This is a genomic window from Mesobacillus jeotgali (assembly GCF_031759225.1).
Taxonomy (GTDB): Bacteria; Bacillota; Bacilli; order Bacillales; family Cytobacillaceae; genus Mesobacillus; species Mesobacillus jeotgali_B.
This window is the reverse complement of record NZ_CP134494.1, coordinates 3,210,722-3,228,703: the sequence shown is the minus strand read 5'-3', so window position 1 is coordinate 3,228,703 and position 17,982 is coordinate 3,210,722. Positions and strand designations below refer to the sequence as shown.

At 41.6% G+C, this 17,982-nt stretch carries 18 protein-coding genes; 12 read left to right on the top strand and 6 right to left on the bottom strand.

Going from position 1 to position 17,982, the window contains the following annotated elements:
* Window positions 1-12: 12 nt before the first annotated feature.
* Entirely contained in the window at window positions 13-267 is a 255-nt protein-coding gene (locus RH061_RS16310; RefSeq protein WP_102263613.1) for a DUF2624 domain-containing protein, read from the bottom strand.
* Between the two features lie 144 nt (window positions 268-411).
* Between RH061_RS16310 and RH061_RS16305 the strand changes: the two genes are divergently transcribed.
* The 3 genes from RH061_RS16305 to RH061_RS16295 are packed head-to-tail and all read left to right on the top strand — an operon-like array spanning window position 412 to window position 2,464.
* A complete protein-coding gene (locus RH061_RS16305; protein WP_311071724.1) occupies window positions 412-1,203 on the top strand; it encodes a metal ABC transporter ATP-binding protein in 792 nt (263 codons plus the stop codon).
* Window positions 1,196-2,038 (top strand): metal ABC transporter permease, encoded by an 843-nt coding sequence (locus RH061_RS16300; protein WP_311071723.1) that lies wholly within the window; start codon window positions 1,196-1,198, stop codon window positions 2,036-2,038. Before RH061_RS16305 ends, RH061_RS16300 begins: the two co-directional genes overlap by 8 nt.
* Window positions 2,039-2,050: 12 nt before the next feature.
* On the top strand, window positions 2,051-2,464 hold the full coding sequence (locus tag RH061_RS16295; RefSeq protein WP_311071722.1) for a zinc uptake transcriptional repressor Zur: 414 nt from the start codon (window positions 2,051-2,053) through the stop codon (window positions 2,462-2,464).
* Window positions 2,465-2,509: 45 nt separating this feature from the next.
* Here RH061_RS16295 and RH061_RS16290 read toward each other — a convergent pair whose 3' ends face one another.
* Window positions 2,510-3,079, bottom strand: a complete 570-nt coding sequence (locus RH061_RS16290) for a 5' nucleotidase, NT5C type (RefSeq protein WP_311071720.1) — start codon at window positions 3,077-3,079, stop codon at window positions 2,510-2,512.
* A gap of 403 nt (window positions 3,080-3,482) precedes the next feature.
* On the opposite strand from RH061_RS16290, the gene RH061_RS23100 reads away from it, so the two are divergent.
* Complete coding sequence (locus RH061_RS23100) at window positions 3,483-3,785, top strand: hypothetical protein (RefSeq protein ID WP_396654898.1); 303 nt, start codon at window positions 3,483-3,485, stop codon at window positions 3,783-3,785.
* A 63-nt stretch (window positions 3,786-3,848) separates the two neighbouring features.
* Here RH061_RS23100 and ispG read toward each other — a convergent pair whose 3' ends face one another.
* The 3 genes from ispG to RH061_RS16270 form a co-directional block, all read right to left on the bottom strand.
* Entirely contained in the window at window positions 3,849-4,937 is a 1,089-nt protein-coding gene (gene ispG, locus RH061_RS16280) for a flavodoxin-dependent (E)-4-hydroxy-3-methylbut-2-enyl-diphosphate synthase (protein ID WP_226646815.1), read from the bottom strand.
* Between the two features lie 126 nt (window positions 4,938-5,063).
* The gene (locus RH061_RS16275) at window positions 5,064-5,414 is read right to left on the bottom strand and encodes a hypothetical protein (RefSeq protein ID WP_311071716.1); all 351 of its coding nucleotides are present in this window, start codon (window positions 5,412-5,414) and stop codon (window positions 5,064-5,066) included.
* Between the two features lie 277 nt (window positions 5,415-5,691).
* A complete protein-coding gene (locus RH061_RS16270) occupies window positions 5,692-6,468 on the bottom strand; it encodes a DUF1189 domain-containing protein (protein ID WP_311071714.1) in 777 nt (258 codons plus the stop codon).
* Window positions 6,469-6,687: 219 nt separating this feature from the next.
* Between RH061_RS16270 and RH061_RS16265 the strand changes: the two genes are divergently transcribed.
* Entirely contained in the window at window positions 6,688-8,319 is a 1,632-nt protein-coding gene (locus RH061_RS16265; RefSeq protein ID WP_311071712.1) for a Na/Pi cotransporter family protein, read from the top strand.
* Between the two features lie 64 nt (window positions 8,320-8,383).
* A complete protein-coding gene (locus RH061_RS16260; protein WP_311071710.1) occupies window positions 8,384-8,863 on the top strand; it encodes a DUF456 domain-containing protein in 480 nt (159 codons plus the stop codon).
* Window positions 8,864-9,240: 377 nt separating this feature from the next.
* Here the strand turns inward: RH061_RS16260 and RH061_RS16255 are convergent, their stop codons facing one another.
* Window positions 9,241-9,933, bottom strand: a complete 693-nt coding sequence (locus RH061_RS16255) for a Crp/Fnr family transcriptional regulator (protein WP_311071708.1) — start codon at window positions 9,931-9,933, stop codon at window positions 9,241-9,243.
* A 421-nt stretch (window positions 9,934-10,354) separates the two neighbouring features.
* Here RH061_RS16255 and RH061_RS16250 point away from each other — a divergent pair, with 421 nt between their 5' ends.
* The 6 genes from RH061_RS16250 to pstA all read left to right on the top strand — a co-directional run bounded on the left by RH061_RS16250 (window position 10,355) and on the right by pstA (window position 17,960).
* Window positions 10,355-10,963, top strand: coding sequence for a superoxide dismutase (locus RH061_RS16250; RefSeq protein WP_311071706.1), 609 nt, complete (start codon window positions 10,355-10,357; stop codon window positions 10,961-10,963).
* Window positions 10,964-11,092: 129 nt separating this feature from the next.
* Window positions 11,093-12,313 (top strand): MFS transporter, encoded by a 1,221-nt coding sequence (locus RH061_RS16245; RefSeq protein ID WP_311071705.1) that lies wholly within the window; start codon window positions 11,093-11,095, stop codon window positions 12,311-12,313.
* A gap of 320 nt (window positions 12,314-12,633) precedes the next feature.
* Window positions 12,634-14,811, top strand: a complete 2,178-nt coding sequence (locus RH061_RS16240; protein ID WP_311071703.1) for a peptidoglycan D,D-transpeptidase FtsI family protein — start codon at window positions 12,634-12,636, stop codon at window positions 14,809-14,811.
* A 221-nt stretch (window positions 14,812-15,032) separates the two neighbouring features.
* On the top strand, window positions 15,033-15,986 hold the full coding sequence (locus tag RH061_RS16235; RefSeq protein WP_311071701.1) for a PstS family phosphate ABC transporter substrate-binding protein: 954 nt from the start codon (window positions 15,033-15,035) through the stop codon (window positions 15,984-15,986).
* A gap of 113 nt (window positions 15,987-16,099) precedes the next feature.
* The gene (pstC, locus tag RH061_RS16230) at window positions 16,100-17,074 is read left to right on the top strand and encodes a phosphate ABC transporter permease subunit PstC (RefSeq protein ID WP_311071699.1); all 975 of its coding nucleotides are present in this window, start codon (window positions 16,100-16,102) and stop codon (window positions 17,072-17,074) included.
* 1 nt (window position 17,075) lies between these two features.
* Complete coding sequence (gene pstA, locus RH061_RS16225) at window positions 17,076-17,960, top strand: phosphate ABC transporter permease PstA (RefSeq protein WP_311071697.1); 885 nt, start codon at window positions 17,076-17,078, stop codon at window positions 17,958-17,960.
* Window positions 17,961-17,982: the final 22 nt, after the last annotated feature.

The following is a 17,982-nucleotide window of genomic DNA, read 5'->3' as shown; positions in this document are numbered from 1 at the left end:
GCCTCACATGTCTTATTTAGTGAATTTAACAAACAGCTTGTTGACTTCTTTTGCTGTTTCAGGGCTGGTGATTCTGGCAATTTGTTTGATCAGGGCGGTTCTTTCTGAATCAATAAAGATGTTCACTTTTTTGCCTTTTAGGTATCCGGCGATTTTCTCTGCTTGTGGCCTGGTTATGGAGATGTTGAATTGCTTTGCATACTTCAGCAGTTCATCAGCCGTAATATTGCCTATTTTGTGATTAATGATATTTTCAAAAATAGCCAAAGATCATCACTCCTTCATAGTAGGGTATGTGCCCAATTCGGGATTCGTGACAATTTTCTTGAGTTCTTTTGTTTACAATATGGTCTGTAAGAGATATACTACTAAAGGTAAATCGGAATGATTCTTATTTTTCGGGTGATAAAAATGGACTCTAATAATTACATCGTCCAGGTACAGGATCTTTATTATCGTTATGATAAAGAAAATGTTCTTGAAAATATAAATCTGTCTATTCAAAAGGGAAGTTTTTTAGCGATTGTCGGTCCCAATGGTTCGGGCAAGTCGACACTGCTTAAGCTGATGCTGGGACTGATCAAGCCGCAGCAAGGCACGATCTCCCTGTTTGGACATGATATCAGCAAATTTAAGGACCAGCATAAAATCGGCTTCGTTTCCCAGAAGGCCAATTCTTTCAACACAGGCTTCCCTGCTACTGTTTTTGAGGTCGTGGCCAGTGGACTGACGAAGAAGCTGGGTCTTTTCAACTTTTTAAAGAAAAGTGATCATGCAAGAATAAATCAAGCTATCGAGTCAGTGGGGATGGCGAAATTTTTTGACAGGAATATTGGAGAGCTATCTGGCGGCCAGCAGCAACGTGTGTTCATTGCAAGGGCGCTGGTTAGTGAACCTGAATTGCTGATTTTGGATGAACCAACGGTAGGTGTAGACGTTCAGAACGTCAACTCTTTTTACGGAATGCTCGAAATACTCAATAAAGAAAAAGGGATCACTTTGCTATTGGTCACTCATGATATAGGTGCAATCTCAGAAAAGGTCACTAATGTAGCCTGTCTGAATAAAAACATGCATTTCCACGGAAGCGCTGAAGAATTCGAACAGCTGAAAATTAATGAGGTTTCAGAGATTTATGGCCATGATGTCCATGTTTTGACACATGATCACCACCATCACGGAGGAGGGCACCTTCATGATTAGCGGATTGTTGCAATATGAATTTTTGCAGAATGCTTTTTTGACAGGTATGATCATTGGAATCATTGCTCCGCTTCTCGGTGTCTTTATCGTAGTCAGAAGGCTTTCGCTTATAGCTGATGCCCTTAGTCATGTTACATTGGCGGGAATCGCAGCGAGTCTGCTGCTCGAGAAAAAATTCATGATGTTCAGTGGCCTGAACCCGCTCTACATGGGGATGGCTTTCTCAGTCGGCGGCTCATTGTTCATTGAAAAGCTGCGTTCAGTATATAAACATTACCAGGAATTAGCAATCCCTATCATCCTGTCCGGGGGAATCGGGCTTGGGGTTATATTCATTTCGCTAGCTGATGGCTTCAATACAGATTTGTTCAGTTATTTATTCGGCAGCGTGAGCGCAGTAAGCAGGGCTGATCTATGGACAATCCTCATTATCAGCATCCTGGTCATAGCGCTTGTTGTATTATTGTATAAAGAACTTTTCCTATTATCATTTGATGAGGAATATGCGAGGGCAACAGGAATTGCCGCAAAGACCCTTCACTTTATTTTCATCGTCATGGTGGCATTGGTGATTGCCGCATCAATGAGAATTGTGGGTATCTTGCTGGTCTCTTCCCTGATGACACTGCCAGTTGCTGCGAGCATCCGTTTCGCGAAGGGCTTCAAGCAAACCATTTTCTACTCCATCCTATTTGGTGAGGTATCAGTATTGGGTGGCTTGTTCCTGTCATATTATCTGGACCTTGCTCCAGGCGGAACGATTGTGATGATAGCAGTACTCATCCTTGTGCTGGCGATTTGGCTAAAAAAACGTGCAGCAACAAGATCCATTTAATGGGGTGATTTCATGAATGTGAATGAAGCAATGAACCTGTTGAAGGAACAGGGTTACAAACATACCGGTAAACGTGAGGATATGCTCCAGCTGTTCTCGGATAATGACAAATATTTGACTGCTCGTGATGTACTTGAACAGATGAAGGGAAATTATCCAGGCCTTAGCTTCGATACCATCTACCGCAATTTAAGCGTTTTTGCCGAACTGGGAATCCTCGAAATGACAGAGCTATCTGGTGAAAAGCATTTCCGCTTCACCTGCTCACATAAAGAGCATCATCACCACTTCATTTGTCTTGACTGCGGCAAAACGAAGGAAATCGAAACCTGTCCAATGAGGAATATCGAGTCAAGCTTCAAAGGCTATGATATATCTGGACATAAGTTCGAAATATATGGACGATGCCCTGATTGCGTACAATAACTCATTAGTAAGAAATATTAAAAAACGGCCATGCAAATGGCCGTTTTAACTATTTTTATACCAATATTCCACCCATTCATTTGCTTCCTGCCAGTTATTGACGCGAATTACTCCATCAGGAATCGGTTCCTGGTTATAAGGAGTGTTGAAAAGGATAACGGGGATACTTAATTCTTCATGAAGGTTGACTGCATTATCGTGTTTATCTTCGAAGAATATATCCACTTCGTATTTGCGGGCTGCCTCGATTTTATCATGTGAGCCAATCAGGTGGATGTCATGATATTTAAGTTCATTGGCGCTGAACCATTCTTTCGTCAGGTCGAGTAAATGTCTGCCTCTTGCACTGATAAAATATAGTTCATGCTCATTCTCCCAGCTCTTTAAAATATCTTTGGCTCCTTCTGCTAACGGAGATTTAGAATAAATGACAGGTTCCATTTTTTTGAACCAGGCTGCGAATTCTTTTTCGGAAACTGATACCAGGGGCATAAAATCATATTGCTTGATATCATCCAGTGTAATATTCAAATCGAATCCTTCATTTAAATAAGGTACAAATGTAGTGGGACAAGTGACTGTACCGTCAATATCTATGCCAAAACGTTTTTTCATCAATCTTCTCCTTAAACATTCTTCTTTCTTTCATCTTACCAAAGATGGATAGTCCACAAAAGATTTACTTTCTCAACATTTAGTCAAACATTGCCATGATGAAATCCTCGCTCCTCGTAAACAATAATAAATGCTCCACTTAAGAAAGCGAGGGATTAAAGTGGCAGACCAAGAACGAAAACAGAGAGGTACCGAATATATCACTGAACCTAAGCAGGATGTCATCACGATCAGGGATGCGCGTGATGAAATATACCAGGAAGAAACAGCAACAGAACTGTACTCTCCTGCACGTGATGAGCATTACCAGGAGATGACCGCGATAGCTGGACCTGAACGCGAGGAACACTATCAGGAAATGACGGCAATCGCTGGACCTGGCCGTGATGAGCACTATCAGGAGATGACAGCCATTGCCCGGCCTGGACAATACCAGGAAGAAACAGCTGCCGAAATTGCTGCTCCTGCCCCACCTGCGATTACCAGAAGGTCAGAAGAGGAAAGTACAACTGGAGGACGAGGGCTCGCATACTCAGCTCTTGCTCTATCGATCTTGTCGCTGTTTATTTTACCTGTTCTTTTTGGAGCAGCAGGAATTGTCCTTGGTTTCATGGCTCGCAGAAGAGGCTCCTCTATCGGAACCTGGGCCATTGGGATCGGGACAATTTCAATCTTAGTCGGCATCTTTATCTTGCCGTTCTTCTGACGGTGAATATAGAGTGCCAACAAAAAAATGCCCGGGGATTGATTTCCCGGGCATTTTGTTTGTTTATTGCTGGAGAGCAGCTTCACGGATCTTTTCCTCAGCAATTTTATCGATTTCCTTCTTAAGTTCTTCAACCATTGTTTCTTCAGGCACTTTACGGACAATCTCTCCTTTTCTGAAAAGAAGTCCCTCTCCTCTTGCTCCTGCAATGCCGATATCGGCTTCACGTGCTTCGCCTGGGCCGTTAACAGCACATCCAAGGACGGCTACCTTGATCGGCGCCTTAATCTTTGAGATATACTCTTCCACTTCATTGGCAATGCTGATCAAATCGATTTCAATTCGTCCGCATGTCGGGCAAGAAATCAATGTTGCAGCATTGGCTGCAAGGCCGAATGACTTTAACAATTCTCTCGCTACCTTGACTTCCTCCACTGGATCAGCGCTTAATGATACCCTGACAGTGTTTCCGATTCCTTTGCTGAGAATCGCTCCAAGGCCAGCAGCACTTTTCACAGTTCCTGCGAATAAAGTCCCTGACTCCGTGATCCCCAGATGAAGCGGATAATCAAAAGCCTTTGCTGCTTTTTCATATGCTTCAATCGCCAGGTTTACATCAGAAGCCTTCATTGACACGATGATATTGTGGAAGTCAAGGTCCTCAAGGATTTTAATATGGTGCAAGGCACTTTCTACCATGCCATCCGCTGTAGGGTAGCCATATTTTTCGAGGATCCTTCTTTCAAGAGAGCCTGCGTTTACACCGATTCGAATCGGAATACCACGCTCTTTTGCCGCCTTTACGACAGCCTCTACCTTCTCCCGCTTGCCGATATTTCCAGGATTGATCCTGATTTTATCAGCTCCGCCCTCAATCGCTTTAAGCGCAAGGCGGTAATCAAAATGGATATCTACAACAAGAGGTATGTTAATTCTTTTTTTGATTTCAGATATAGCATTTGCTGCTCTTTCGTCCGGACATGCAACACGGACAATCTGGCAGCCCGCTTCTTCAAGGCGCTTGATTTCAGCGACGGTCGCTTCAACATCATGCGTCTTGGTTGTCGTCATACTCTGGATGACAACTTCATTGTTGCCTCCAATGGTTAAATTCCCTACCTTAATTGGGCGGGTTTTGGTACGATGTATAATTTCACTCAACAGTGATTCGCTCCTTTGAAAAATGGAATTCATGAAAATGTTCCTAAAGTTGCATAACCCCATTTTATCAATCTTTTGCTCAAATTGACAAGGAAAGACTTCAATTGTTAGCCTTTGCTAATTTTGGCTGCTGTAGTCCGGGAATTTATAGATGTTTCCGAACTTGATTTTTTGGGGATCTGTTCCATTGTTTAGCTTTTTGAAATCCTCCACCGCTTGTGAGACGGGGACGTCAAGTGGACTGTCCAAATAACTGTCAATTACAGATAGAACCGTATCACCAGGCAGCACTTCATGCTCAAAAAAAGGTATCTCCTGTGTGGTCTGTACTTCTGCCTTCTCTGCCTTTTGTGTTGTCGTTATTTCAGAATCCTGCATTTTTGCCGCTGGAAGTGTCCCTATACTTAAATCATTGTAGACTGCGTAAGCTATGATCAAGAAAAGAAATAAACCTGCCAGTTTTTTCATAGGAGCCTTCCTCCTTTATTGCTTATATCAATATTTATGAAGCTGAAATAGAGTTCAGAACCTTTTGATAGAAAAAATGAAAGTTTTTAAAGAGAAAATTGGAAAAGTAGGAGGCATTCTAGTTGAGAGACTTCATTGGTAGGCTCATTTCGTTAGCGCAATTACGCCGCCACAATCAGGTGCGGGAAAACCCTTTGTTTATGAAGGTGAATAAGGGGTGAAAGAGAGAAAAGCATATACAAAGGCATAAACAAAAAAATGCGCCAGAGGCGCATTTTTAACTTTCCGTAGGGTTCTTTGCTGGTATTTCTTTAATGGCTAATAGCAGCATCATGGAAGCAACAAACCAATTGACAGAGAAACTGAAGGGCACTTCTGTTTTTAAAAATGCCATAATCGTAAAAAATATGGTAGGGAGTGTTGTACTATATGCGGCCATTCTCCATAGATGTCTGTATTGCAGCTTTCTGCCAGCAAGGTTTTTTAAAAGAAGACCAAATAGTGCTAGTAAAGATACCTCAATGAATTTCATCCCGCTTGAAAAAACATAGACGACAATAAACAATAAGCCGAGCAACACGGGAAGGGAAGATTCAGCTGTATCGACAAGCGAAATGAGGTCATCCTTTGTCATCATTTCACTAGAGAACAGAGAGTAAGGAACAGCATTGGTTTCTCCGCCGGCAGCAAGAACGATTTCTTCCTTAAGCATTGCAACATTCGCATTCATCCCAGTCAACTCACCTTGATCAATTGCACCGGTGGGGTCAAAAATTAACGTGAAATTTCCATTCTTGATGGTTAAAGGTGCTTTAAGGTCGGATTGCAGTACACCCTCTTCTATTTTGAAGGAGGGAAGGTCTTCTTGGATTGATTGCTTTACCGAGCCTACAGCTTCTGAGATTCCAACAGACATATAATAGACAACAGGAAAGATAGAAATAAGTGTTAGCAAGAAGACGAATAAGATGGTTTTGCCAATTCCCTGGAATCTTGATTCCGTTATTACCTTGGGGGAATATATGCTTTTTGCGATTTGTGTGAAAATATTCATAGTTACACGTCCTTTAATAGAGATACTCTCACTATTTTAGCTTTTGAAGCCGCTGAATAACAACCATTTTAAATTTGTTTCGTAACATCTTTGTAACATAACGAAGAAATGTTAAGGTATTGTAAATTCACAGCTCAAATAGTTTACTTTTCCTTAATATTTCCTTCATAATAATCATGTTTGTAGATGTTTGTCGAAATAAATCTAGGGGTTGAAAAAATGGAATTGAATTTACAAGAAATGCTGTTTGAGTTCTTTGGTGGACTTGGTATCTTCTTATACGGCATTAAATTTATGGGTGATGGTTTGCAGAAGTCTGCTGGGGATCGTTTACGTGATGTCCTTGACCGCTTTACGACCAATCCTATCATGGGTGTTTTAGCGGGACTTATTGTTACTGTATTGGTTCAAAGTAGTTCTGCCACCACGGTCATTACGGTAGGACTTGTTAGTGCAGGTTTCATGACGCTGCGCCAGGCGATCGGGGTAATCATGGGCGCAAACATCGGTACAACAATTACTGCGTTTATCATCGGTATTGATGTTGGAGAATATTCTTTGCCAATCATTGCAGTTGGTTCTATTCTTTTGTTCTTCTTTAAAAATAAAAAGGTGCATAATGTGGGACAAATTGTGTTCGGTTTTGGTGCCTTATTCTATGGTTTGGAATTGATGAGCGGAGGGATGAAGCCGCTTAGAAATCTAGAATCATTCCATGATTTGACAGTGGAACTTAGCTCAAACCCGATACTTGGAGTAGTAATCGGGACCCTTTTCACAGTAATCGTACAAAGTTCAAGTGCAACGATTGGAATTCTTCAGGGATTGCATGCTGAAAATCTAATCAACCTTAATGGAGCGCTGCCAGTTTTATTTGGAGATAATATTGGAACCACTATTACTGCAGTCCTTGCTGCAATTGGCACTTCTGTAGCAGCAAAAAGAGCAGCTGCAACACATGTATTATTCAACTTGATAGGTACAACTATCTTTTTAATTTTATTGAAGCCCTTTACGATGTTGATTGAGATTATTAGGGATAATCTTTCACTGAATCCTGAAATGACTATTGCCTTTGCACATGGGATTTTTAACTCTACTAATACACTGATCCAGCTTCCATTTGTTGCAGTGCTTGCCTTGATTGTAACAAAGCTGATCCCTGGTGAAGATTCGATCGTTGATTATAAGGCTCAGCACCTTGACCCTGTTTTTATTGAGCAATCTCCATCTATTGCTCTTGGCCAGGCAAAGGAAGAAGTCCTGCGTATGGGTAAGTTCGCGTTAAAAGGACTTGAAGAAACGAATGAATTCTTAAAAACAAAAAATACAAAGCATTCCAATAATGCTATACAATTGGAAGAAGCTATCAATAATCTTGATAGGAAAATTACAGATTATCTAGTAGATCTGTCAACAAGCTCTTTATCAGAGCATGAATCAGAAGAGCATAGTATGCTGATGGACACTGTTCGAGATATTGAAAGAATCGGAGATCACTTCGAAAATATTGTAGAACTGATTGAGTACCAGCAGGCGAATAAAGTAAAAATGACTAATACAGCAATGGAAGATCTCGAAGTAATGTTCAACCTGACTGTAAGTACAGTTGAAGAGGCACTTCAGGCATTGGATCAGAAGAATTTTGATGCTGCCAGAGCCGTTGTCACTAAAGAAGATGAGATTGACAGAATGGAACGTACGCTTAGAAAACAGCACATCCTTCGCATGAACGAAGGCCAGTGTACAGGACAGGCTGGGATTGTTTTCGTTGACATCGTCAGCAACCTGGAGCGAATCGGTGACCATGCAGTAAACATTGCTGAGTACGTTTTAGGCGAACAGAAATAGTGGTAAAATAAGCAAAGGGAAACCTTTGCTTATTTTTATTTCACAATCGAAAAGGATGGATTTAATGGAGTTTGTTTATTGGATAATCATTGGAACTTTATTCGTTGGAGCTTTTGCAAGTTTGGTAGTGCCTATCTTGCCTGGTGTTCTTTTAATGTTAGGCGGTTTTATCCTTTACGGCTTGTTCTTTTCATTCGAGCCTTTTAACTGGTTATTCTGGTCAATTCAAGGGCTCTTTGTGGCTTTGCTGTTTGGAGCTGATTATATTGCCAACATCATTGGTGTAAAAAAATACGGCGGCAGCAAGGCAGGCATGTGGGGAAGCACAATCGGTCTATTGGTTGGTCCATTTGTCATTCCCGTCCTCGGTATCCTCGTCGGTCCATTTTTAGGAGCTGCACTTGCGGAATTGCTCGTGAATAAAAAGAATCTGAATGAGGCGATTAAAGTCGGCTTCGGTTCTGTAGTGGGTTTTGTAAGCAGTGTAGTCACAAAAGGAATCATCATGACCATCATGATTGTTTATTTCTTCATACTTATATAAAAAAATCGTGCTGCAACTGCACGATTTTTTTATATACCTTTATGCAGGAGTTACGACTTCCTATTAGGATGGTTTAAAAAGGGTTACCATACGCTTTTGCGTCAGGATAGCATCCCCCATAAGGTAACAATAAATGGCTAATCATACCCTTATGAGTCAGCATAGCATCCCATAAGGTAACTATAAAGGGCTTATCATACCCTTATGAGGCAGCATATCATCCTATAAGGTAACAATTAAAGGCTAATCATGCCCTTATGAGGCAGCTTAGTATCCTATAAGGTAACAATAAATGGCTAATCATACCCTTATGAGGCAGCCTAGTATCCTATAAGGTAACAATTAAGAACGTATCATTATGCTAATGTGGCAATTTTTTAGTTAAGCCCGCAAATTTCGAAGGAGCAGTTCTGGCAATCGACTTCTCTTTTTAAATAGGCGAGGTTTTTTACTGTAAATTTAAGCTGATCGTAAGCGATGATGTCTTTTTCGCGTAATTCCTTGAGCATCCTTTGGATTACTTCGCGGGTTCCATATGTGAGATTCGCCAGCTCCTGATGGGTGAGGGGCAAATCGATCAGGATGCCTTCGTCTGTCATTACGCCATAACTGTTGCACAGTCTTATCAGAATGGAGTACAAACCGCCTTTTTTTCCGTTCATGATCAGATCCTGGCACTTCATCTGGGCTTTGAGATACCTGGTACTGAGCCAGTTGACCATTGCATTCATAGCAGTTCTATCATTGGTGATGAATTCCTCGAATTGCTCTCTTTTAATCATGAGGATTTCGCATTCTGTAAGAGTCTTGGCTGAAAAATGATAACGCGGATTATGTTTGAACAGCTCATATTCTATGATCATTTCTTCGCCATTCAGGATTTTCAGAATGAATTCCTTTCCTTTCATATGGATACGGCCCACCGAAACACTTCCGCTCAAGATGACATAAACATTCTCTACTTGCTCATCCTCCTGAAAAAGTATCGTGTCTGGCTTGATTTTTTGGATTGTTTCCCGGTCAATGAAGTTCTGCAAAATTAAGCTGTATAATGATATATTTTTGTCCATCAAGGTCGTCTCCTTATTAAACCTTTCTATACTTTTGATTTAAAAGAATTGTTGTTACTGTGTCAATGGTGTATTGGGAATAAATGGGATAAAAAACTTAGAGATGCGACTTATATCGTTGACAGTACGGCTTTTGGGCAATATTGACGATTTTCTGAAACTTTAACAGGAAAGAGGATTGCACACTCTCACGGAGAAAATGAAAGACCACATTTTCATTGGTTAGGATGCCAATGAAAATAAAAGGCATAATCTTCGAAGGAAAGGGGATATTAAATTCGTTCTATAAAGCATTTTATTTGAAACGATTACCGTTCTTTGGTAATCTAAACAAGAAGCACTTTTAGAACAATTCTAATTACTGAATTGTAAGATAGATTTGTTCAAAAAGTGAAACACGATACATAGGAGGATGTTAAAAATGGCATTTGAATTACCACAATTACCTTACGCATATGATGCACTTGAGCCACACATCGACAAAGAAACAATGAATATCCACCACACGAAGCACCACAACACTTATGTGACAAACCTTAACAACGCTTTGGAAGGAAACGAAGAGCTTCTTTCTAAATCTGTTGAAGAAGTCGTTTCTAACCTTGATGCGGTTCCTGAAGCTGCACGCACTGCAGTTCGCAACAACGGAGGCGGACATGCGAACCACTCTTTATTCTGGCAAGTGATTTCTCCAAACGGAGGCGGCGAGCCTACTGGAGAATTAGCTGAAGCAATCAACTCCAAGTTTGGCGGCTTCGAAGGATTCAAAGAGGAATTCTCTAAAGCTGCAACTACTCGTTTCGGATCAGGCTGGGCTTGGCTTGTTGTTAACAACGGAGAGCTTGAAGTAACTAGCACTCCAAACCAGGACTCTCCATTAATGGAAGGCAAGACTCCAATCCTTGGACTTGATGTTTGGGAGCATGCATACTACCTTAACTATCAAAACAGAAGACCAGAATACATCGGTGCATTCTGGAACGTTGTTAACTGGGAAGAAGTTAGCAAGCGTTATGCTTCTGCAAAGTAATAATGTTTGAATCAAGAGAGGCTGCGATTATTGCTGCCTCTCTTTTTCATGTCCTTAAAGACTGTCGGAAAAACTGAATAACCCCCTTTACTTTGTTAGAAACTACCCAAGAGAAAAGGGGAGTCGATCATGAGCAAAGTAAACAGATTATTAGGAGACATTGAACTGACAAAGGATTTATCGCTCCTATTGATTATTGGGGGATTATACTCATTGAGCATTGCCCTTTCGAATACCTTTGTTAACATTTACTTATGGAAGCAATCAGGTGAACTGGCGGATCTCGCAATGTATAATTTATCGATTGTCGTGGCCCAGCCGCTCACTTTTATACTTGCTGGAAGGTGGGCTAAGAAAGTCGACAGGGTGATAGTACTCAGAATCGGTGTCATCTTTCTGGCGTTGTTTTATGTAACAGTTTTGCTTGTTGGCACAAAAGCCTCCGAATTTTTGCTGCTATTAGGGGTGCTGCTCGGGATAGGGTATGGTTTCTATTGGCTGGCCTACAATGTCCTCACTTTTGAAATCACTGAACCGGAGACTAGAGATTTCTTTAATGGTTTTCTTGGCATCCTAGGTTCAGTCGGCGGCATGATTGGACCGGTAGCTGCAGGATTTATCATCTCAAGGCTTGAAAAGTTGACCGGCTATACAGTAGTATTTGGACTTTCGCTTGGACTGTTTTCAATCGCTGTATTGCTAAGTTTCTTCCTTAAGCGCAGGCCAGCACACGGGAAGTACTGGTTTCAGCGAATCATAGCTGAAAGAAAGCATGATAAAAATTGGCGAATGGTTACGAATGCTCATTTTTTCCAAGGTTTGAGAGAAGGTGTATTTGTCTTCATTGTATCGGTCTTTGTATTCATTGCCACAGATAGTGAAATGGCGTTAGGCACTTATGGTCTGATCAATTCGGGGATTTCATTTCTTGCCTACTATTTTGTCTCAAGAATGCTGAAAAAGGAATACAGGAAAAAAGCAATCCTTGTTGGAGGTATCATTCTTTTCCTCGCCATATTCCTGATCGTTTTCCAGGTCACCTATTTCCGTCTGTTGCTGTATGCGGCTCTGATTGCAGTCGCTTATCCATTGCTTCTCGTCCCGTATGCTTCTATGACCTATGATGTTATAGGGCGCGGCTGGAAGGCGGCTGAAATGAGAATCGAATATATAGTTGTCCGCGAATTATTCTTGAATCTTGGCCGAGTTACTTCTATTTTATTATTTCTGGCTTCGATTCGCATTTTCAATGAAGAGCAGGCAATACCGATCCTCCTTGTCATTCTTGGGAGCGGCCATACATTGATTTACCTTTTCATCAGAAAGATCCAATTGAAAGCTCCAGCATAACCGGGATGACTCCCGGTTTTTTTATGAAAAACAGTAATTTGTAAAGTTATTGAGTTGTGGAGAACTTTATGTTGTTTTCATAATCCAGCTCCAGCGCCTAGCCCCTCGAGTCGCTTTGGTCCTGCCAATGAAGTCAAAGAACGGCTTCACTGTCAGGCCCTCCAGCGCTTGTCGGGGCTGAACGTGGCGCCTGCGCTTTTTGTTCTTATTAATGGAAAATATTTCTGAGACAGTTTATTGATAGAAAAAGACATCCATTTTCGATAAAATAATCTATAGTGCATATTTTTGGACATACAGACTGAAGAGGTGGGAGAGGCTTGAACAAAAAGAAAAAAAAGACGCATGTGCCATTCAGGCTGAATATGGTTTTTTTCGCGGTTTTTGTTTTATTTTCAATGCTGATTTTAAGGCTTGGCATTGTTCAAATTGTTTATGGTGAGGATTTCAAACGGGAAATAGAGCGAACGGAAGATGTGACCGTGAACAGTCCTGTTCCTAGAGGGAAGATGTATGACCGGAACATGAAGCCGATTGTTGATAATACGCCTAGTAAGGCAATAACGTTTACAAAGAGCCAGAGCACTGATACAAAGGAGATGCTGCTGGTAGCAGAACGACTGGCAAAATTAATATCAAAGGATTCCGAGGATGACTTAAAGAAAGTCAGGGAGCGGGATAAAAAGGATTACTGGATTTTAAGGAATGAAGAGCGTGCCCGAGAAAAAATCAAAGAAAAAGAATGGGCAGAGTATGATGAAAAGAAACTGGATGATAAAGCAATTTATAATCTCCAGCTCGATCGAATAACGGAAAAAGAGTTGAATGAACTAACGAAGGATGACCTGGAGATTCTCGCTATTTTACGTGAGATGATGAGCGGATACGCACTATCTCCGCAAATTGTCAAAAAGGATGTAACACCTGAGGAGTTCGCTATTGTCAGTGAGAATCTCGAAATGCTGCCAGGCGTTGACACAACAACGGACTGGGAGCGCCAATATAGCTATGATAAAACGCTGAAATCCATTTTAGGAAAAGTAAGTGACTCCGAGAAGGGTCTCCCGAAAGAAAAGCTCGAGTATTATCTGGCTCGCGGATACAGCAGGAATGATAGAGTGGGTCTAAGCTATATCGAGCAGCAATACGAGGATGTGCTGCACGGACAGAAAGCAAAGGTGAAAAACATCACCGACAAAGGCGGAAACGTTCTTGACACACAAGTGATTACGGACGGACAGCGAGGCAAGGACCTTGTGCTGACGATCGATATGGACCTTCAGCTTGCTGTTGAGAAAATCATTGAAGAAGAATTGGCGAATGCTAAGCAGCAGCCTAGAACAGGCCTTCTGGACAGGGCATTTGTTGTATTAATGGACCCTAATACAGGTGAGGTCTTAACGCTGGCTGGTAAGCAGATCGTTAAGGATGAAGATACAGGCAAAACAGTGATGCAGGATTTTGCTAGCGGAAATTTTACAACTTCCTATAATGTTGGATCCGCTGTTAAAGGAGCAACGATTTTAACAGGATTCAATACTGGGGCAATCAGTCCGGGTACACAGTTTTACGATACACCAATTAAAATTGCAGGCACGAATCCGAAAAAATCATGGAAAGCTGGCCTGGGTACACTTGATGACCGCAATGCCCTAAAGGTGTCATCGAACGTATACATGTTCAGGACTGCGATCAATATCGGCAAAGGGAACTATAAATATGATCAACCGCTGTATCTTGAGCCAGAGGCCTTTGATACGATGAGGAATTATTTCAGCCAATTTGGCCTTGGCACAAGGACAGGAATAGACCTGCCAAATGAAATGGTCGGTTTCAAGGGCGGAGATACGGGACCAGGTCTTTTGCTTGACTTTGCAATCGGCCAGTATGATACGTATACAAACCTGCAATTGGCACAATATGTTTCAACGATTGCCAATGGAGGAAATAGGCTTCAGCCAAGGATCGTCAAAGAAATCAGGGAGCCTGTTATGAAAAATAATGAAGTGGGTCCGGTGCTGAATGAATTCGAACCCGTCATCCTGAATAAGGTCGATGGCAAACCAGAATGGTTTGATAGAGTCCAGGAGGGTTTCAGAAGGGTTATGCAAGAACGTGGCGGTACAGCCTACGGAGCATTTTATACGGCCGATTACAAACCGGCCGGCAAAACGGGCACTGCGCAAGCTTATTATGATGGACCAAAAAGAAAGAATTATGATCAGCCACCCGAAGTAATGAACTTAAGTCTGGTTGCGTATGCTCCATTTGAAAATCCGGAAATCGCCATGGCTGTCATGGTACCATGGGCATATGAAGGAAATCAGGGGCATCATGCGAATAACGATATCGGACGCAGGGTCCTTGATACGTATTTCGAGTTGAAGAAGAAACGACTTGAAGGAAATATGAATCCTGAACAGCCAGTGCAGGAAATCGAAGAAAAAGAAGAAGGCACAGAGCTTTTAGAGGAAATCGAAGACGAAACAGAACAATAATGAATGATTTTAACTGTCTCTTTTGAGGCAGTTTTTTTTATTCATGCTGGGTATACTAACAGCAACCGGACAAGCCTTTGTAAATATAAATCGTCAGAATCACTTAAAAAATCACCCGAATTTACAAAACCTTTACATTCAGTTAAAACAACGTTAAAAGAAAAAAAGTATTCTTATTTATGTAGGACATAACATCCACATCTCTTAGGGGGAATTAAAGAATGAAGAGTCTTAAAAAAACGAGCCTGTTTTTAATGCTGGCAGCTTTAATGGTATTCACTGCTGCTTGTGGTGGTGGAGATAATGAAGGTGGAAACGGTGAAGAGCTAGAAGGCAGCGTGGTCATCGACGGTTCTGGGACAGTTTATCCATTTATGGCACGTATGGCTGAAAACTATATGGGCGAACAAGAAAATGTATCAGTTGAAGTAAGCCGCTCTGGAACATCAGCTGGCTTCAAGAAATTCCTGGCTGAAGATGGTACAGACTATAATAATGCTTCCCGTCAGATTAAGGATGAGGAAAAAGCAAAAGCAGAAGAGCTCGGCATCGAAGTACAAGAAATGAAAGTTGCTCTTGACGGAATTACGATCGTTATCAATAAAGACAATGATTGGGCTACAGAACTAACTGAACAAGAAGTTAAAGATATATTCCTGGCAAGCGCAGGAAAGAAAAAATGGTCTGATGTCCGTGCTGACTTCCCGGATGAAGAAATCAAGACCTATGGCCCAAATGAAAACCATGGAACATACGAGTTCATGTTTGAAACAATCCTTGAAGAACAGGATCTTCCAGAAGACATTAATCTTCAGCAAGACTACTCAACTCTAGTTGACCTTGTTTCTAAAGATAAGAATGCAATAGGTTTCTTTGGTTATGGTTATTATGAAAGCAATCAAGACAAGCTTTCTGCGGTAAAAGTGGATTTCGGCAATGGCCCTGTAGAGCCATCTCTGGACACAATCAAAGAAGATGGTGATTATGCTGCATTCACTCGTCCAGTGTTCACATATCTAAACGTGAATAATGGGAAAGAAAAGCCTCAAGTATTGGACTATGCTATTTACACAATGAACAATGCACAGGATGTTGCGAAAGAGACTGGCTTCGCACCATTATCTGACGAAGATGTAAAAGCTGCTCTTGATACATTAAATGGCTTGAAGAAGTAAACCAGGGCAATGAGGAGATGAGAGGTTTAACCTTCTCATCTTCTTGCGTGTGAATATGTTATTTTATTTACCCTTGGGTACTATAAGGAAAAGTTCTTCCTTGGATGAGAAGGATGAAAGGGGTTATTCGCGTGGCAAAAAGTGTTGTCCGAGATCACGGCCAAAAGTTGAATGTTCGTGAACTCATACAGGAAAAGAAAAGGACAAAGAGCATCACCAATACAACTGAAAAATTAATACCCAAAATATTATTTGGTATTGCAGCAATCTCAGTTTTTACGACAATTGGAATTGTACTTACATTATTGACCGAGACGATCGCATTTTTTAAGGATGTTCCTTTTATAGATTTCTTTACAGGCACTAAATTGAGGCCACTCGGTGAAAATGCTGTATTTGGCGTATTGCCTTTACTTACTGGTACACTCATATCCACTGTAATTGCGATGCTTGTAGCCATACCGGTTGGACTGATGACAGCGATTTTCCTGAGTGAGTATGCATCTGAGAAAACTCGCAGGTTTTTAAAGCCAATCCTTGAAATTTTGGCAGGTATTCCGACAATTGTTTATGGTTTCTTTGCTTTTACTTTTGTAACACCACTGCTAAGATCATTTATTCCTGGTCTTGAACCAACAAATATATTGAGCCCGGGTATCGTTATGGGTATCATGATCATTCCGATGGTTGCCTCTTTATCAGAGGATGCGATGAGTTCAGTGCCAAATGCGATGAGGGAAGGTGCATTGGCTCTCGGTGCCACTAAGCTTGAGGTAACGTGGAAAGTTGTCATCCCGGCAGCTATTTCAGGAATCATTGCCTCATTTGTGCTTGGAATTTCTAGGGCGATTGGCGAAACGATGATTGTTGCGATTGCCAGCGGCAGCTCAAAGAACTTCACCTTCGATGTTACACAATCGATGCAGACAATGACGGCTTATATTGTTGAAGTAACTGGCGGCGAGGCGGCTGCTGGTACAACTTTATACTACAGCCTTTATGCTGTTGCGATGACATTGTTTGTGTTCACACTGATCATGAACCTTGTAGCTCAGTATATCTCTCGCAAGTTCAGGGAGGAATATTAAGATGAAATATGTAGATTCAACTCAAGTCCAGAAAAAAATGGGTTCCAGGTTATTGGCAAACAACCTTGCAAAAGGACTATTCCTGCTGGCCACTCTTTTTGGCCTGATTGTTTTGGTTGTCTTAATTTACCGTGTTTTAAAAGATGGATTACCATGGATTAACATGGACTTCCTGATGAATAGACTATCGACTGACCCTGAAAGAGCCGGTATATGGGGAGCGATCACTGGAACACTCTGGTTGATGGTAGTGGTGGCTCCTGTAACAATGCTCCTTGGAATCGGAACAGCGATTTATCTTGAAGAATATGCAACAAAAGGCCGTATTTCTTCTTTCATTAAGACGAACATCTCTAATCTGGCAGGGGTTCCCTCCGTGGTTTTCGGTATTCTTGGTCTAACTGTGTTTGCAAGGGCCCTGGATTTAGGATCAGTCGTATTGGCCGGCGGCTTGACGATGGCATTGCTCGTGCTGCCAGTCGTTGTGGTGGCAAGCCAGGAAGCGATTCGGGCTGTACCACAATTCCTCCGGGAAGCATCTTATGGCATGGGCGCTACTAAATGGCAGACAATTAAGAACGTTGTGTTGCCAGCTGCACTCCCTGGGATTCTTACTGGTGTTATTCTTGCCCTGTCACGTGCTATTGGGGAAACTGCACCACTTGTCGTTATAGGCATTCCTGCACTGTTAATTCCTATTCCAGACGGAATCTTTGATAAATTCACGATATTGCCAGTTCAAATTTATTACTGGACAATTGACTCTGCACTAGTTGCTGAGTATGCTAACCTGGCAGCTGCAACAATTGTCATTCTGTTGCTCGTTTTGTTTGTGATGAACTCAATTGCCATTTTAATCCGTAATAAATTCCAAAAGAGATATTAGTCTGGGAGGTTTTAACTTATGT

Bases quoted from the DNA above. Each gene is read 5' to 3' on its own strand.
- RH061_RS16265 (WP_311071712.1), top strand. From the start codon at position 6,688: ATGGAATTGAATTTACAAGAAATGCTGTTTGAGTTCTTTGGTGGACTT.
- RH061_RS16235 (WP_311071701.1), top strand. From the start codon at position 15,033: ATGAAGAGTCTTAAAAAAACGAGCCTGTTTTTAATGCTGGCAGCTTTA.
- RH061_RS16295 (WP_311071722.1), top strand. From the start codon at position 2,051: ATGAATGTGAATGAAGCAATGAACCTGTTGAAGGAACAGGGTTACAAA.
- RH061_RS16260 (WP_311071710.1), top strand. From the start codon at position 8,384: ATGGAGTTTGTTTATTGGATAATCATTGGAACTTTATTCGTTGGAGCT.
- RH061_RS16250 (WP_311071706.1), top strand. From the start codon at position 10,355: ATGGCATTTGAATTACCACAATTACCTTACGCATATGATGCACTTGAG.
- RH061_RS16290 (WP_311071720.1), bottom strand. From the start codon at position 3,079: ATGAAAAAACGTTTTGGCATAGATATTGACGGTACAGTCACTTGTCCC.
- RH061_RS16275 (WP_311071716.1), bottom strand. From the start codon at position 5,414: ATGAAAAAACTGGCAGGTTTATTTCTTTTCTTGATCATAGCTTACGCA.
- pstA (WP_311071697.1), top strand. From the start codon at position 17,076: ATGAAATATGTAGATTCAACTCAAGTCCAGAAAAAAATGGGTTCCAGG.
- RH061_RS16245 (WP_311071705.1), top strand. From the start codon at position 11,093: ATGAGCAAAGTAAACAGATTATTAGGAGACATTGAACTGACAAAGGAT.
- RH061_RS16270 (WP_311071714.1), bottom strand. From the start codon at position 6,468: ATGAATATTTTCACACAAATCGCAAAAAGCATATATTCCCCCAAGGTA.
- RH061_RS16255 (WP_311071708.1), bottom strand. From the start codon at position 9,933: ATGGACAAAAATATATCATTATACAGCTTAATTTTGCAGAACTTCATT.
- RH061_RS16305 (WP_311071724.1), top strand. From the start codon at position 412: ATGGACTCTAATAATTACATCGTCCAGGTACAGGATCTTTATTATCGT.
- pstC (WP_311071699.1), top strand. From the start codon at position 16,100: ATGAAAGGGGTTATTCGCGTGGCAAAAAGTGTTGTCCGAGATCACGGC.
- RH061_RS23100 (WP_396654898.1), top strand. From the start codon at position 3,483: ATGACAGCCATTGCCCGGCCTGGACAATACCAGGAAGAAACAGCTGCC.
- RH061_RS16300 (WP_311071723.1), top strand. From the start codon at position 1,196: ATGATTAGCGGATTGTTGCAATATGAATTTTTGCAGAATGCTTTTTTG.